Origin of the sequence: Pseudomonas sp. Leaf434 (assembly GCF_001425545.1) — a bacterium.
In the GTDB taxonomy this organism is placed as follows: domain Bacteria; phylum Pseudomonadota; class Gammaproteobacteria; order Pseudomonadales; family Pseudomonadaceae; genus Aquipseudomonas; species Aquipseudomonas siliginis.
Window position 1 is genome coordinate 2,350,811 of sequence record NZ_LMQZ01000001.1, and the last position, 13,379, is coordinate 2,364,189.

The following is a 13,379-nucleotide window of genomic DNA, read 5'->3' on the forward strand; positions in this document are numbered from 1 at the left end:
GCGGCCATGAACAAATTTATCCACAGCCTCGCGCCCTGGGCGTTGCCGGTGTTGCTGCTGGCGGTGTGGCAGTTGTCGGTGTCGGCCGGTTGGTTGTCGACGCGGATTCTGCCGGCACCGGTGGCGGTGATCGAAGCCGGCGTCAGTCTGGTGCGCAGCGGCGAGATCTGGACACACCTGGCGATCAGCGGCTGGCGCGCAGCACTCGGTTTCACCATCGGCGGCGGCATCGGCCTGGTGCTGGGCTTCATCACCGGCCTGTCGAAGTGGGGCGAACGCCTGCTCGACAGCTCGGTGCAGATGATTCGCAACGTGCCGCATCTGGCGCTGATTCCGCTGGTGATCCTGTGGTTCGGCATTGACGAGTCAGCGAAGATTTTCCTCGTGGCGCTGGGCACCTTGTTCCCGATTTACCTCAACACTTACCACGGTATCCGCAACGTCGACCCGGCGCTGGTGGAGATGGCGCGCAGTTATGGCCTGAGCGGTTTCAGCCTGTTCTGGCAGGTGATTCTGCCGGGTGCGTTGCCGTCGATTCTGGTCGGCGTGCGCTTCGCTTTGGGCTTCATGTGGCTGACGCTGATCGTCGCTGAAACCATCTCGGCCAGCTCCGGTATCGGCTATCTGGCGATGAACGCCCGCGAATTCCTGCAGACCGATGTGGTGGTGCTGGCGATCCTGCTTTACGCGGTGCTCGGCAAACTTGCCGACCTCGCCGCCCGTGGACTTGAGCGTGTGTGGCTGCGCTGGCACCCGGCCTATCAGGTTGCCAAGGGAGGTGCGGCATGACTGCTCAACAACCTCCACGCCTGTTGCGCGGGATTCCGCTGGCGGTGCGCAACCTGCAGAAGACCTTCGGCTCACGCCAAGTGTTGCGTGACATCGATCTGCACATTCCGGCGGGGCAGTTTGTCGCCGTGGTCGGGCGCAGCGGTTGTGGCAAGAGCACGTTTTTGCGCCTGCTCGCCGGCCTCGATCAACCGACTGGCGGCGAGCTGCTGGCCGGTTCCGCGCCGCTCAGCCAGGCGCGCGACGATACGCGGCTGATGTTCCAGGAAGCGCGGCTGCTGCCGTGGAAAAAGATCATCGACAACGTCGGTCTCGGCCTCAAGGGCAACTGGCGCCAGCAAGCGCTGGACGCACTGGAAGCAGTGGGCCTGGCCGATCGCGCCAATGAATGGCCGGCGGCGTTGTCCGGTGGCCAGAAGCAGCGCGTCGCGCTGGCCCGGGCGCTGATTCACCAGCCGCGTCTGCTGCTGCTCGACGAACCGCTCGGCGCACTGGATGCACTGACCCGCATCGAGATGCAGCAACTGATCGAACGGCTGTGGCAGCAACACGGTTTTACCGTGCTGCTGGTGACCCATGACGTCAGTGAAGCGGTGGCGATCGCCGATCGGGTGATCCTGATCGAGGACGGCGAAGTCGGTCTCGACCTGCACGTCGAACTGCCGCGCCCCAGGGTGCGTGGCTCGCATCGCCTCGCCGCACTGGAAGCCGAAGTGCTCAACCGTGTTCTGTCCCAGCCCGGCGAACCGCCGGCGCCGGAACCCGTTTCACCCCTGCCTACGCAACTGCGCTGGGCGCAATAACACCTTTATCAACGACAGGAATCAATGCCATGACTATCAAAGCCATCAACGTGCGCAACCAGTTCAAAGGCTCGATCAAGGAAATCGTCCTCGGCGACGTGCTGTCGGAAATCGACGTGCAGACCGCTTCGGGCATCGTCACTTCGGTGATCACCACCCGTTCTGTGAAAGAGTTGGAGCTGGTGGTCGGCAGTGAGGTGATCGCCTTTGTGAAATCCACCGAGGTGTCCATCGCCAAGTTGTGAGCCGGTGAGCAAAAAACAACCCCGGAGGGTGTGAGCCCTGCGGGGTTTTTTGTGCCTGTCGCGGATTCGGCGGCGCGGCTTTCGCGAGCAGGCTCGCTCCCACAGGGGAACGCATTTCAAATGTGGGAGCGAGCCTGCTCGCGAAAGGGCCGGTGCATGCGCTAGAGATTTCTTTTGGGTAGATACGGCGGAAGGTACAACCCGATATAGGCATCAAACACGCGCATCCCTTCCTCGGCCATGCGCGGGGTGATCTGCCCGTGCTGCTGCACCGAACGTGCATAAACCCGGTCGCCCAGTTCCATCGCCAGGGCAAACACATCGACATCGTCCGGCAGCCTCGGCAACTCGAAATGCTGGTCGAACAGCTTGTGCATCAGGTCGCCCAGTTCGAGGTCGTGCTGGCGGTCGGCCTGGGTGACTTCGGTCAGGCCATGTTGCGCCAGGATCAATTGCCGCGCGGCTGCGTCTTCGTCGTAGATCTCGAGCATGCGCTGTTCGACCAGTCGCGACAGATCTCGCCAGTCGCGCAAGGCATCATGATCGATCGGTGCTTGCAGGCAAGCGCGGAAGGCTGCGTGGACATCGGCGGTCAGCGCTTCGAGCAGCGCCGGGACGCTGGCGAAAAAGTGATACACGGAAGAGGGCGGAATCTGCGCGCGTTCGGCGACGCTGTAGATCGACAGACTGGCCACGCCCTCGGCCGCCAGCAACGTGCGTGCGGCATCGAGGATCGAATCGATCCGCGCCTGACTGCGGGCACGGGGTTTGCGGACGGTGGCGGGACGCGTCATGGAAGTCTCCTGCGGGGCAGCGGGCATTGTACGAGGCGGTTCAGGTGTTGTCTGCCAGTACCCTGTGGCGAGGGGATTTAGCGAAACGTCGCACCGCCCCGTTCGGCTGCGCAGCAGTCGTAAACCCTGAGAGCCGGGTATTCCTGACACACCGAGTGGGATGGATTTGGGGCTGCTTCGCAACCCAACGGGGATAAATCCCCTCGCCACAGGTTTTGTGTTCGGCCATAAAAAAACGCCGGTGGCTGAATCAGCCAACGGCGTTTTTTGAAGCTGCAAACCGTTTAAACGGTATGCAGATACCAGTTGTACTCAAGGTCGGAGATGGAGTGTTCGAACTCCTCCAGCTCGCTTTCCTTGCAGGCAACGAAGATATCGATGTACTTCGGATCGATGTACTTGGCCATCACCTCGCTGTCGTCCAGCTCGCGCAGGGCATCGCGCAAGTTGTTCGGCAGGCTCTGTTCGTTCTGCTCGTAGCTGTTGCCTTCGACAGGCGCGCCCGGTTCGATCTTGTTGACCAGGCCGTGGTGCACGCCGGCCAGTACCGAAGCCATCAGCAGGTACGGGTTGGCGTCGGCGCCGGCCACGCGGTGCTCGATACGTACGGCATCGGCAGAACCGGTTGGTACGCGAATCGCCACGGTGCGGTTGTCCAGGCCCCAGCACGGCGAGTTCGGTACGTAGAACTGCGCGCCGAAGCGACGGTAGGAGTTGACGTTCGGGCAGAGGAAAGCCATCTGCGCCGGCAGGGTCTCGAGCACACCGCCGATCGCGTGACGCAGCGCGGCGTTCTGCTCGGGATCCTCGCTGGCAAAAATGTTTTTGCCGGCTTTGTCCAGAATCGAAATATGTACGTGCAGACCATTGCCCGCCTGGCCCGGATACGGCTTGGCCATGAAGGTGGTGTCCATTTCATGGTCGTAGGCGATGTTCTTGATCAGACGCTTGAGCAGGACCGCGTAGTCGCAGGCCTTGATCGGGTCGGCGACGTGGTGCAGGTTCACTTCGAACTGCGCCGGGGCACTTTCCTTGACGATCGCATCGGCCGGGATGCCTTGCTCTTTGGCACCTTCCAGAATGTCCTGGAGGCAGTCGACGTATTCGTCGAGGTCGTCGATCAGGTAGACCTGAGTCGAGTGCGGGCGTTTGCCGGAGATCGGCGAGCGTGGCGGCTGTGGACGGCCGTTCACGTTTTCCTGGTCGATCAGGTAGAACTCGAGTTCGAAGGCGGCGCAGATGGTCAGGCCGAGCTCGTCGAACTTGGTCACCACCTGGCGCAGCACTTCGCGGGGATCGGCGAAGAACGGATCGCCTTCGAGTTCGTGCATGGTCATCAACAGCTGCGCGGTCGGGCGCTTCTGCCATGGCTCGTTGCACAGGGTATCGGGGATCGGATAGCAGATACGATCGGCGTCGCCGATGTCCAGGCCCAGCCCGGTGCTTTCCACCGTGGAGCCATTGATATCCAGAGCAAATAGAGAGGCCGGCAGGTTGATGCCTTTCTCGTAAACCTTGTGGAGGCTGGTGCGTTCGATGCGCTTGCCGCGCACCACACCATTCATATCCGCAATCAGAAGGTCAACGTACAGAACCTCAGGATGTTCCTTAAGGAACGCGTTCGCTTCGTTAAGCTGAACGGCACGCGGGGGTACCGACATGATGCAACACCTTTGTTGTTAAAAATATCAATCATTGATCTTTTCTGGTTTCAGTCAACCCGAACGGCCTGCCGAAGTCAAGCGAGGCCTTTTTTGCCCCGAAAAAGCGCTTGAAGGGCATTTATGGGGCACTTTGGGGCGTTTTTTCAAACCTTGAACGTTGCTCAGCTGCGGGCTTGAGCAGGCCGTGTTGTATTTTTTACGGGGGTGTTGTGTAAAAAAATGAACAAGGCTAAGCTCCGGTCAAACCCATAACAGCAATAATACCGGGGTGCTTCATGTCTCGCCTGCCGTTAATCGGCATCACCGACTGCTCGCAACAGTCCGGTCTGCATGCTCATCACATCAGTGGCGATCAATCCGTCCGTAGCGCAGCCAGCAAGGCGCGCAGCCTGTTGACGAGACTCTCGTCAACATCCGGCAAAACGGCAGCGTCCGATATTCTGGACGTCGGGCACAGCATCCGCTTTATGGCGTCTCCTTTCACTATAGAACTCTTTCCCTCCCAAAGCCCGTGCCGCACTCAGCGTCATGCTTGTGATTCTGCACGTTTGCAAAGTGCACGGGAAATGCAACGCCAGCGTCAAGGGCAGGTAAGCTCCTCTTTCATTGTCTATGCGCGGTGCCAGGCGTAAGCCGGCACTGCGCGAGCAAGCCCCCTTTAACGCGACGCCGCAAGCGTCAAAATTGCCTGACATCGCGTCAGGAGACTCAGCCCAGAGGCATTTATGAGTAACAACCTCGACCAGCTCACCGATTGGTTGAAAGACCGCAAGATCACAGAAGTCGAATGCATGATCGGCGACTTGACCGGTATTACCCGGGGCAAGATTTCGCCGACCAACAAGTTCATCGCCGAGAAAGGCATGCGTCTGCCGGAGAGCGTGCTGCTGCAGACCGTGACCGGCGACTACGTCGAAGACGACATCTATTACGAACTGCTCGACCCGGCCGACATCGACATGATCTGCCGCCCCGACCAGAACGCCGTGTACCTGGTGCCGTGGGCGATCGAGCCGACCGCGCAGGTGATCCACGACACCTACGACAAGCAAGGCAACCCGATCGAGCTGTCGCCGCGCAACGTCCTCAAGAAAGTCTTGAAGCTGTATGCCGACAAGGGCTGGCAGCCAATCGTGGCGCCGGAAATGGAGTTCTACCTGACCAAGCGCAGCGACGACCCCGACTATCCGTTACAGCCGCCGATCGGCCGCTCGGGCCGTCCGGAAATTGGCCGGCAGTCGTTCTCCATTGAAGCGGCCAACGAATTCGACCCGCTGTTCGAAGACGTCTACGACTGGTGCGAATTACAGGAGCTGGACCTCGACACGCTGATCCACGAAGACGGCACCGCGCAGATGGAAATCAACTTCCGTCACGGTGACGCCCTGTCGCTGGCCGATCAGATTCTGGTGTTCAAGCGCACCATGCGCGAGGCCGCGCTCAAGCACGATGTCGCTGCGACATTCATGGCCAAGCCGATGACCGGTGAGCCGGGCAGCGCCATGCACCTGCACCAGAGCATCATCGACATTCAGTCCGGCAAGAACGTTTTCTCCAACGAAGACGGGACCATGAGCCAGTTGTTCCTGCACCACATCGGTGGCTTGCAGAAGCTGATCCCCGAGCTGTTGCCGCTGTTCGCGCCGAACGTCAACTCGTTCCGCCGCTTCCTCCCGGACACATCGGCACCGGTGAACGTCGAGTGGGGCGAAGAGAACCGTACCGTCGGCCTGCGCGTACCGGATGCCGGCCCGCAGAACCGCCGCGTGGAAAACCGTCTGCCGGGCGCCGACGCCAACCCGTACCTGGCGATCGCCGCGAGTCTGCTCTGCGGTTACATCGGCATGGTCGAGGGCCTGAACCCGAGCGCGCCAGTGGTCGGCCGTGGTTACGAGCGCCGCAACCTGCGCCTGCCGCTGACCATCGAAGACGCGCTGGAGCGCATGGAAAACAGCGCGACCATCGAGAAGTATCTCGGCAAGACCTTCATCACCGGCTACGTCGCGGTCAAGCGGGCCGAGCATGAAAACTTCAAGCGCGTGATCAGTTCGTGGGAGCGTGAGTACCTGCTCTTCGCCGTCTGATACGCCGGGCGCGGCGGCCAGCCGTCGCGCCTTCACCGATAACAAGGAGAATTGGCATGACCAGCAACAACCCGCAAACCCGTGAGTGGCAAGCGCTGAGCAGCGATCACCACCTGGCCCCGTTCAGCGACTTCAAGCAACTGAAAGAGAAGGGCCCGCGGATCATCACCAACGCCAAGGGCGTTTATCTGTGGGACAGCGAAGGCAACAAGATCCTCGACGGCATGGCTGGCCTCTGGTGCGTGGCGATCGGTTACGGTCGCGATGAACTGGCCGATGCCGCCGCCAAACAGATGCGCGAGCTGCCGTACTACAACCTGTTCTTCCAGACTGCCCACCCGCCGGCGCTGGAACTGGCCAAGGCGATCGCCGAAGTGGCGCCAGAAGGCATGAACCACGTGTTCTTCACCGGCTCCGGCTCCGAAGGCAACGACACCATGCTGCGCATGGTCCGTCACTACTGGGCGATCAAAGGCCAGCCGAACAAGAAAGTCATCATCAGCCGCAAGAACGGTTATCACGGTTCGACCGTGGCCGGCGCGAGCCTCGGCGGCATGACTTATATGCACGAGCAGGGCGACCTGCCGATTCCGGGCATCGTCCACATCGCCCAGCCGTATTGGTTCGCCGAGGGTGGTGACATGTCGCCGGAAGAGTTCGGCATCTGGGCGGCCAATCAGCTCGAAGAGAAGATTCTCGAAGTCGGCGTCGACAACGTCGGTGCCTTTATTGCCGAGCCTATTCAGGGTGCCGGCGGCGTGATCATTCCGCCCGACACCTACTGGCCGCGCATCAAGGAAATCCTCGCCAAGTACGACATCCTCTTCGTCGCCGACGAAGTGATCTGCGGTTTTGGTCGTACCGGTGAGTGGTTCGGTAGCGATTTCTACGACCTTGCGCCTGACATGATGACCATCGCCAAGGGCCTGACCTCCGGCTACATCCCGATGGGCGGATTGATCGTGCGTGATTCGGTGGTGGCCGTGCTCAACGAAGGCGGCGATTTCAACCACGGCTTCACTTACTCCGGGCACCCGGTGGCAGCAGCGGTGGGCCTGGAAAACATCCGCATCCTGCGCGACGAAAAAATTATCGAGAACGCCCACAACGAAACGGCACCGTATTTGCAGAAACGTCTGCGCGAGCTGAATGATCACCCGTTGGTAGGTGAAGTTCGCGGCGTCGGTCTGCTGGGGGCGATCGAGCTGGTGCAGGACAAGGCCACGCGCAAGCGTTACGAAGGCAAGGGCGTGGGCATGATCTGCCGGCAGTTCTGCTTCGACAACGGCCTGATCATGCGCGCAGTCGGCGACACCATGATCATCGCGCCGCCGCTGGTGATCAGCAAAGCCGAGATCGATGAGCTGGTTACAAAAGCACGCAAGTGTCTGGACCTGACCCTCAATGCGCTGCAGGCCTAGGTGCTAGGCTTTGGGCGTGGGAGCTGCGGCGCACTCGCTCAAAGCTGTCAGAAAGGCTGGTCTTTTGTTGAAAGACCGCCTCGGATCTTGCCAGACTAGCCGCGGTTCCAGTTGTCCGGGTTCGGCCGCTGAACAAAGTGGTTCAAAAAAGAAAAATTTGGAGCATGACGCATGAAGGCATTAGGTAAAAAGCTAGCTGGCAAGACTCTGCTCGCGCTGTCCATGGCGGGCATGATGGCGGGTGCGGTGCACGCGGACGACAAGGTGCTGCACGTCTACAACTGGTCCGACTATATCGCGCCGGACACCGTGGCCAACTTTGAGAAAGCCACCGGGATCAAAGTCGTCTACGACGTCTTCGACAGTAACGAAACCCTGGAAGCCAAGCTGCTGGCCGGCAAGTCCGGTTACGACATCGTGGTGCCTTCCAACAACTTCCTCGCCAAGCAGATCAAGGCCGGCGTTTACCAGGAGCTGGACAAGTCCAAGCTGCCTAACTGGAAAAACCTCGACGAAGACCTGCTCAAGGCCGTTGGCGACGCCAGCGACCAGGGCAACAAACACGCCTTCCCGTACATGTGGGGCTCGATCGGCATCGGCTACAACCCGGCCAAGGTCAAGGCTGCGCTGGGTATCGACAAGATCGATTCGTGGGACGTGGTGTTCAAGCCGGAAAACATCGAGAAACTCAAAAGCTGCGGCGTGAGCTTCCTCGATGCCCCGACCGAAATGATTCCGGCGGCATTGCACTATCTGGGCAAGCCGACCAACAGCAAGGACAAGGCTGATCTGAAGGCCGCCGAAGACCTGTTCCTGAAGATCCGTCCTTCGGTCGCCTACTTCCACTCTTCCAAGTACATCTCCGACCTGGCCAACGGCAACATCTGCGTCGCCGTCGGTTACTCGGGTGACCTCGAGCAATCCAAGACCCGCGCTCAGGAAGCCGGTGACAAGGTCAAGCTGGCCTACACCATTCCGAAAGAAGGCGCCGGTACTTTCTACGACATGGTCGCCATTCCCAAGGATGCCGAAAACGTCGAAGCCGCCTACAAGTTCATGAACTACCTGCTGGAGCCGCAAGTGATGGCCGGCATCACCAACGCCGTGCGTTTCCCGAACGGCAACAAGGCGGCAACGCCTCTGGTGGACAAGGACATCACCAGCGACCCGAGCATCTATCCTTCGGCTGAAGTGAAGAAGCAGCTCTATGCGATCAGCGATCTGGACGCCGCCACACTGCGTCTGATCACCCGCAGCTGGACCAAGATCAAATCGGGCAAATAAGCCGGTTTGTCGCCACAACCGCTGGCCGTCGTCGTCGCGACGGCGGCCAGCGGATAATTAAATGACAGAAAGTTTTGCTGGATCGGTTTTTCGAGGGTAAGTTGCGCGCCGGTTTTGTTGTCGGGCAGCCATGGCTGTCATGCAGCGCGGGGCAACTTGGGCCCAATCAATTTAGAGGACCTCCACTTGCCTGTATTTTCTTCTTTGCGCAAAGCCCTGCTGGCCGCTGCCGGCCTGACAATCGCTGTCGGAGCCCAGGCCGCCGGTACGGTGCATATTTATAACTGGTCCGATTACATCGGCGAATCGACCCTGGCCGACTTCGAGAAAGAGACCGGGATCAAACCGGTCTACGACGTTTTCGACTCCAACGAAACCCTGGAAGGCAAGCTGCTCGCCGGGCGCACCGGTTATGACGTGGTCGTGCCGTCGAACCACTTCCTTGGCAAGCAGATCAAGGCGGGCGCGTTCCAGAAGCTCGACAAGGCGCAGCTGCCCAATTATTCCAACCTCGACCCGGTGCTGCTCAAGCGCCTGGAGCAGAACGATCCCGGCAACCTCTACGCCGTACCGTATCTGTGGGGCACCAACGGCATCGGCTACAACGTCGACAAGGTCAAAGCTGTGCTGGGTATCGACAAGATCGATTCCTGGGCCGTGCTGTTCGAGCCGGAAAACATCAAGAAGCTGCACAGCTGCGGTGTCGCGTTCCTCGATTCGGCTGACGAAATGATGCCGACCATGCTCAATTACCTGGGCCTGAACGCCAACAGCACCAACACCAAGGACTACGAAAAGGCCACCGCCAAGCTGCTCGCGGTGCGTCCCTACGTGACCTATTTCCATTCGTCGAAGTACATCGGCGATCTGGCCAACGGCGACATCTGCGTGGCCATCGGTTTCTCCGGCGATATCTTCCAGGCGAAGAACCGTGCCGAGGAAGCCAAGAAGGGCGTCAACATCGCCTACTCGATCCCGAAAGAGGGCGGCGCGCTGTGGTTCGACATGCTGGCGATCCCCAAGGATTCGTCCAACGTCAAAGAGGCCCACGCCTTCATCAACTATTTGCTGAAACCTGAGGTGATCGCCCAGGTCAGTGATTACGTCGGTTACGCCAACCCCAATCCGGGTTCGGACAAGCTGATGGAACAATCCATTCGCACCGATGAAGCGGTTTACCCACCGCAAGCAGTCCTCGACAAGACCTACGTGTCGACCGAGTTGCCAGCCAATATTCAGCGTTTGATGACCCGTAGCTGGACCAAGGTCAAGTCGGGCAAATAACGCACAAACTATCCAGGGTTCGTCTTGCGGGGCGAACTGCTGCTTCTGTTGGGAGTTTCGTAAATGGCAGTTGCCTCCGGCGCCTACAAGAAAGCCCTCGAGGGCGACCAGACACCAAAACAGGTGCTGGTCAAAATCGACCGGGTCACGAAGAAGTTCGACGAGACGATTGCCGTGGACGACGTGTCCCTGGAAATCAAGAAGGGCGAAATTTTTGCTCTGCTCGGCGGTTCGGGATCGGGCAAATCCACCTTGCTACGGATGCTGGCAGGCTTCGAACGGCCCACGGAAGGGCGGATTTTCCTCGACGGCGTCGACATCACCGACATGCCGCCGTACGACCGTCCGATCAACATGATGTTCCAGTCCTACGCTTTGTTCCCGCACATGACCGTGGCGCAGAACATTGCCTTCGGCTTGCAGCAGGACAAGATCCCCAAGGCCGAGATCGACGCCCGCGTGGCCGAGATGCTCAAGCTGGTGCAGATGAGCCAGTACGCCAAGCGCAAGCCGCATCAACTGTCCGGCGGCCAGCGTCAACGCGTGGCCCTGGCCCGTTCGCTGGCCAAGCGGCCGAAGCTGTTGCTGCTCGACGAACCGATGGGCGCACTGGACAAAAAGCTGCGTTCGCAGATGCAGCTGGAACTGGTGGAAATCATCGAGCGCGTCGGCGTGACCTGCGTGATGGTGACCCACGACCAGGAAGAGGCCATGACCATGGCCGAGCGCATCGCGATCATGCACCTGGGCTGGATTGCGCAGATTGGTAGCCCGATTGACATCTACGAAACCCCGACCAGCCGTCTGGTCTGCGAATTCATCGGCAACGTCAACATCTTCGAAGGCGAAGTGATCGACGACGCCGAAGGCCACGCGACCATCACCTGCAAGGACCTCGACCGGCAGATCTACGTCGGCCACGGCATCAGTACCTCGGTGCAGGACAAGTCGGTCACCTACGCGATTCGCCCGGAAAAACTGCTGGTCACCGCCGACATGCCGACCTGCGAGTACAACTGGTCGAGCGGCAAGGTCCACGACATCGCTTATCTGGGCGGGCACTCGGTGTTCTACGTCGAATTGCCGAGCGGCAAACTGGTGCAGTCGTTCGTCGCCAACGCCGAACGTCGCGGCGCGCGTCCGACCTGGGGCGATCAGGTCTACGTGTGGTGGGAAGACGATAGCGGCGTGGTACTTCGCTCATGAACATGCGCAAATTCAAACGCCGTATAAACCGAATCATCCCCAATGGCCGGCAGCTGGTCATCGGGGTGCCGTTCATCTGGCTGTTCCTGTTCTTCATGCTGCCGTTCTTCATCGTTCTGAAGATCAGCTTCGCCGAAGCCGACGTGGCGATCCCGCCGTACACCGAGATCTACACCTACGCCGAGCAGAAGCTGCAAGTGCTGCTGAACCTGGGCAACTACGCGTTGCTTGGTGACGACGAGTTGTACATCGCTGCCTATCTCGGCTCGCTGAAAATGGCCTTTATCAGCACCTTGCTCTGCCTGCTGATCGGCTATCCGATGGCCTACGCCATCGCCAGCGCGCGCAAAGAGCTGCAAACGGTGCTGGTGCTGTTGATCATGATGCCGACCTGGACGGCGATCCTGATCCGCGTCTACGCGTGGATGGGCATCCTCAGCAACAACGGCCTGCTCAACGGCTTCCTGATGAGCATGGGCCTGATCGACGAGCCGCTGCAGATTCTCAATACCAACCTGGCGGTGTACATCGGGATTGTCTATTCGTACCTGCCGTTCATGATCCTGCCGCTGTACGCCAACTTGGTGAAGCATGATCAGAGTCTGCTGGAAGCCGCGTCTGATCTGGGGTCGAGCACCTTCAACAGCTTCTGGAAAATCACCATTCCGCTGTCCAAGAACGGCATCATTGCCGGCTGCATGCTGGTGTTCATTCCGGTGGTCGGCGAGTTCGTGATCCCGGAACTGCTCGGCGGCCCGGAAACCCTGATGATCGGTAAGGTGCTGTGGCAAGAATTCTTCAACAACCGCGACTGGCCGGTGGCGTCCGCCCTGGCGGTGGTGATGCTGGCGATCCTGATTGTGCCGATCATCCTGTTCAACCGCAGTCAGGCCAAGGAAATGGAGGGTAAAGAATGAAGCGCTTCCGTTTCTCCAGCCTGATGCTGGTATTGGGTCTGATCTTCATCTATCTGCCGATGCTGATCCTGGTGATCTACTCGTTCAACGCCTCGAAACTGGTGACGGTGTGGGGCGGCTGGTCGATCAAGTGGTATGTCGGCCTGCTCGACAACTCGCAACTGATGGGCTCGGTGCTGCGCTCGCTGGAAATCGCCTGCTACACCGCGGTTGCTGCGGTGGCACTGGGTACCCTGGCCGCGTTCGTGCTGACCCGTATCACCCGCTTCAAGGGCCGTACGCTGTTCGGTGGCCTGGTGACTGCACCACTGGTGATGCCGGAAGTGATCACCGGTCTGTCGCTGTTGCTGCTGTTCGTGGCCATGGCGCAGATGATCGGCTGGCCGCAGGAGCGCGGGATCGTCACCATCTGGATTGCGCACACCACGTTCTGCGCGGCGTATGTGGCGGTGGTGGTGTCGGCGCGTTTGCGTGAGCTGGACCTGTCGATCGAAGAGGCGGCGATGGACCTGGGTGCGCGGCCGTGGAAGGTGTTCTTCCTGATCACCATCCCGATGATCGCGCCATCACTGGCGGCAGGCGGCATGATGTCGTTCGCGCTGTCGCTGGATGACCTGGTGCTGGCGAGCTTCGTTTCCGGCCCGGGTTCGACGACGCTGCCGATGGAAGTGTTCTCGGCCGTGCGCCTGGGCGTGAAGCCGGAGATCAACGCCGTGGCCAGTCTGATTCTGCTGGCGGTGTCGCTGGTGACCTTCCTCGTCTGGTTCTTCAGCCGCCGCGCCGAAGAAGCACGCAAGAAAGCCATCCAGCAAGCCATCGAAGAAAGCGCCGCCGATTCGTGGAAACAACCGGACGCACGCCGCGCGCCAGCGCCGGAAGCGGCCTAAG

Annotated in this window: 12 protein-coding genes; 10 read left to right on the forward strand and 2 right to left on the reverse strand. The window is 60.1% G+C overall.

Features of this window, described 5'->3' with window-relative positions:
- The first annotated feature begins 6 nt into the window (after positions 1 to 6).
- From ssuC to ASG55_RS10495, 3 genes are read left to right on the forward strand one after another with little or no spacing between them, the layout of a single operon-like run.
- A complete protein-coding gene (gene ssuC / locus ASG55_RS10485) occupies positions 7 to 789 on the forward strand; it encodes an aliphatic sulfonate ABC transporter permease SsuC (RefSeq protein ID WP_056786226.1) in 783 nt (260 codons plus the stop codon).
- Positions 786 to 1,592 (forward strand): aliphatic sulfonates ABC transporter ATP-binding protein, encoded by an 807-nt coding sequence (ssuB, locus tag ASG55_RS10490; RefSeq protein ID WP_056786228.1) that lies wholly within the window; start codon positions 786 to 788, stop codon positions 1,590 to 1,592. The genes ssuC and ssuB overlap by 4 nt, the downstream gene beginning before the upstream one ends.
- 29 nt (positions 1,593 to 1,621) lie before the next feature.
- Positions 1,622 to 1,837 (forward strand): TOBE domain-containing protein, encoded by a 216-nt coding sequence (locus ASG55_RS10495; RefSeq protein WP_003229256.1) that lies wholly within the window; start codon positions 1,622 to 1,624, stop codon positions 1,835 to 1,837.
- A gap of 161 nt (positions 1,838 to 1,998) precedes the next feature.
- Here ASG55_RS10495 and ASG55_RS10500 read toward each other — a convergent pair whose 3' ends face one another.
- Positions 1,999 to 2,631 carry a TetR/AcrR family transcriptional regulator gene (locus tag ASG55_RS10500; protein ID WP_041476873.1) on the reverse strand — a complete coding sequence of 211 codons (633 nt, stop codon included), beginning with the start codon at positions 2,629 to 2,631 and terminating at the stop codon, positions 1,999 to 2,001.
- A 284-nt stretch (positions 2,632 to 2,915) separates the two neighbouring features.
- A complete protein-coding gene (locus ASG55_RS10505; protein ID WP_016772657.1) occupies positions 2,916 to 4,292 on the reverse strand; it encodes a glutamine synthetase family protein in 1,377 nt (458 codons plus the stop codon).
- A gap of 728 nt (positions 4,293 to 5,020) precedes the next feature.
- Here ASG55_RS10505 and ASG55_RS10510 point away from each other — a divergent pair.
- From ASG55_RS10510 to ASG55_RS10540, 7 genes are all read left to right on the forward strand, one after another.
- Complete coding sequence (locus ASG55_RS10510) at positions 5,021 to 6,379, forward strand: glutamine synthetase family protein (RefSeq protein ID WP_056786231.1); 1,359 nt, start codon at positions 5,021 to 5,023, stop codon at positions 6,377 to 6,379.
- A gap of 56 nt (positions 6,380 to 6,435) precedes the next feature.
- Entirely contained in the window at positions 6,436 to 7,800 is a 1,365-nt protein-coding gene (locus ASG55_RS10515) for an aspartate aminotransferase family protein (RefSeq protein ID WP_056786233.1), read from the forward strand.
- A 171-nt stretch (positions 7,801 to 7,971) separates the two neighbouring features.
- Positions 7,972 to 9,084, forward strand: a complete 1,113-nt coding sequence (locus tag ASG55_RS10520; RefSeq protein ID WP_039757472.1) for a polyamine ABC transporter substrate-binding protein — start codon at positions 7,972 to 7,974, stop codon at positions 9,082 to 9,084.
- 186 nt (positions 9,085 to 9,270) lie between these two features.
- Positions 9,271 to 10,368 (forward strand): polyamine ABC transporter substrate-binding protein, encoded by a 1,098-nt coding sequence (locus tag ASG55_RS10525; RefSeq protein WP_038860901.1) that lies wholly within the window; start codon positions 9,271 to 9,273, stop codon positions 10,366 to 10,368.
- Positions 10,369 to 10,431: 63 nt separating this feature from the next.
- The gene (locus ASG55_RS10530; RefSeq protein ID WP_016772662.1) at positions 10,432 to 11,574 is read left to right on the forward strand and encodes an ABC transporter ATP-binding protein; all 1,143 of its coding nucleotides are present in this window, start codon (positions 10,432 to 10,434) and stop codon (positions 11,572 to 11,574) included.
- A gap of 35 nt (positions 11,575 to 11,609) precedes the next feature.
- Positions 11,610 to 12,491 carry an ABC transporter permease subunit gene (locus ASG55_RS10535; protein WP_177180879.1) on the forward strand — a complete coding sequence of 294 codons (882 nt, stop codon included), beginning with the start codon at positions 11,610 to 11,612 and terminating at the stop codon, positions 12,489 to 12,491.
- Positions 12,488 to 13,378: an ABC transporter permease subunit gene (locus ASG55_RS10540; RefSeq protein ID WP_056786237.1), complete on the forward strand. Its 891-nt coding sequence runs from the start codon at positions 12,488 to 12,490 to the stop codon at positions 13,376 to 13,378. Before ASG55_RS10535 ends, ASG55_RS10540 begins: the two co-directional genes overlap by 4 nt.
- The last annotated feature ends 1 nt before the right edge of the window (position 13,379 follow it).

Bases quoted from the DNA above. Each gene is read 5' to 3' on its own strand.
- ASG55_RS10495 (WP_003229256.1), top strand. From the start codon at position 1,622: ATGACTATCAAAGCCATCAACGTGCGCAACCAGTTCAAAGGCTCGATC.
- ssuC (WP_056786226.1), top strand. From the start codon at position 7: ATGAACAAATTTATCCACAGCCTCGCGCCCTGGGCGTTGCCGGTGTTG.
- ASG55_RS10510 (WP_056786231.1), top strand. From the start codon at position 5,021: ATGAGTAACAACCTCGACCAGCTCACCGATTGGTTGAAAGACCGCAAG.
- ssuB (WP_056786228.1), top strand. From the start codon at position 786: ATGACTGCTCAACAACCTCCACGCCTGTTGCGCGGGATTCCGCTGGCG.
- ASG55_RS10505 (WP_016772657.1), bottom strand. From the start codon at position 4,292: ATGTCGGTACCCCCGCGTGCCGTTCAGCTTAACGAAGCGAACGCGTTC.
- ASG55_RS10520 (WP_039757472.1), top strand. From the start codon at position 7,972: ATGAAGGCATTAGGTAAAAAGCTAGCTGGCAAGACTCTGCTCGCGCTG.
- ASG55_RS10515 (WP_056786233.1), top strand. From the start codon at position 6,436: ATGACCAGCAACAACCCGCAAACCCGTGAGTGGCAAGCGCTGAGCAGC.
- ASG55_RS10500 (WP_041476873.1), bottom strand. From the start codon at position 2,631: ATGACGCGTCCCGCCACCGTCCGCAAACCCCGTGCCCGCAGTCAGGCG.
- ASG55_RS10540 (WP_056786237.1), top strand. From the start codon at position 12,488: ATGAAGCGCTTCCGTTTCTCCAGCCTGATGCTGGTATTGGGTCTGATC.
- ASG55_RS10530 (WP_016772662.1), top strand. From the start codon at position 10,432: ATGGCAGTTGCCTCCGGCGCCTACAAGAAAGCCCTCGAGGGCGACCAG.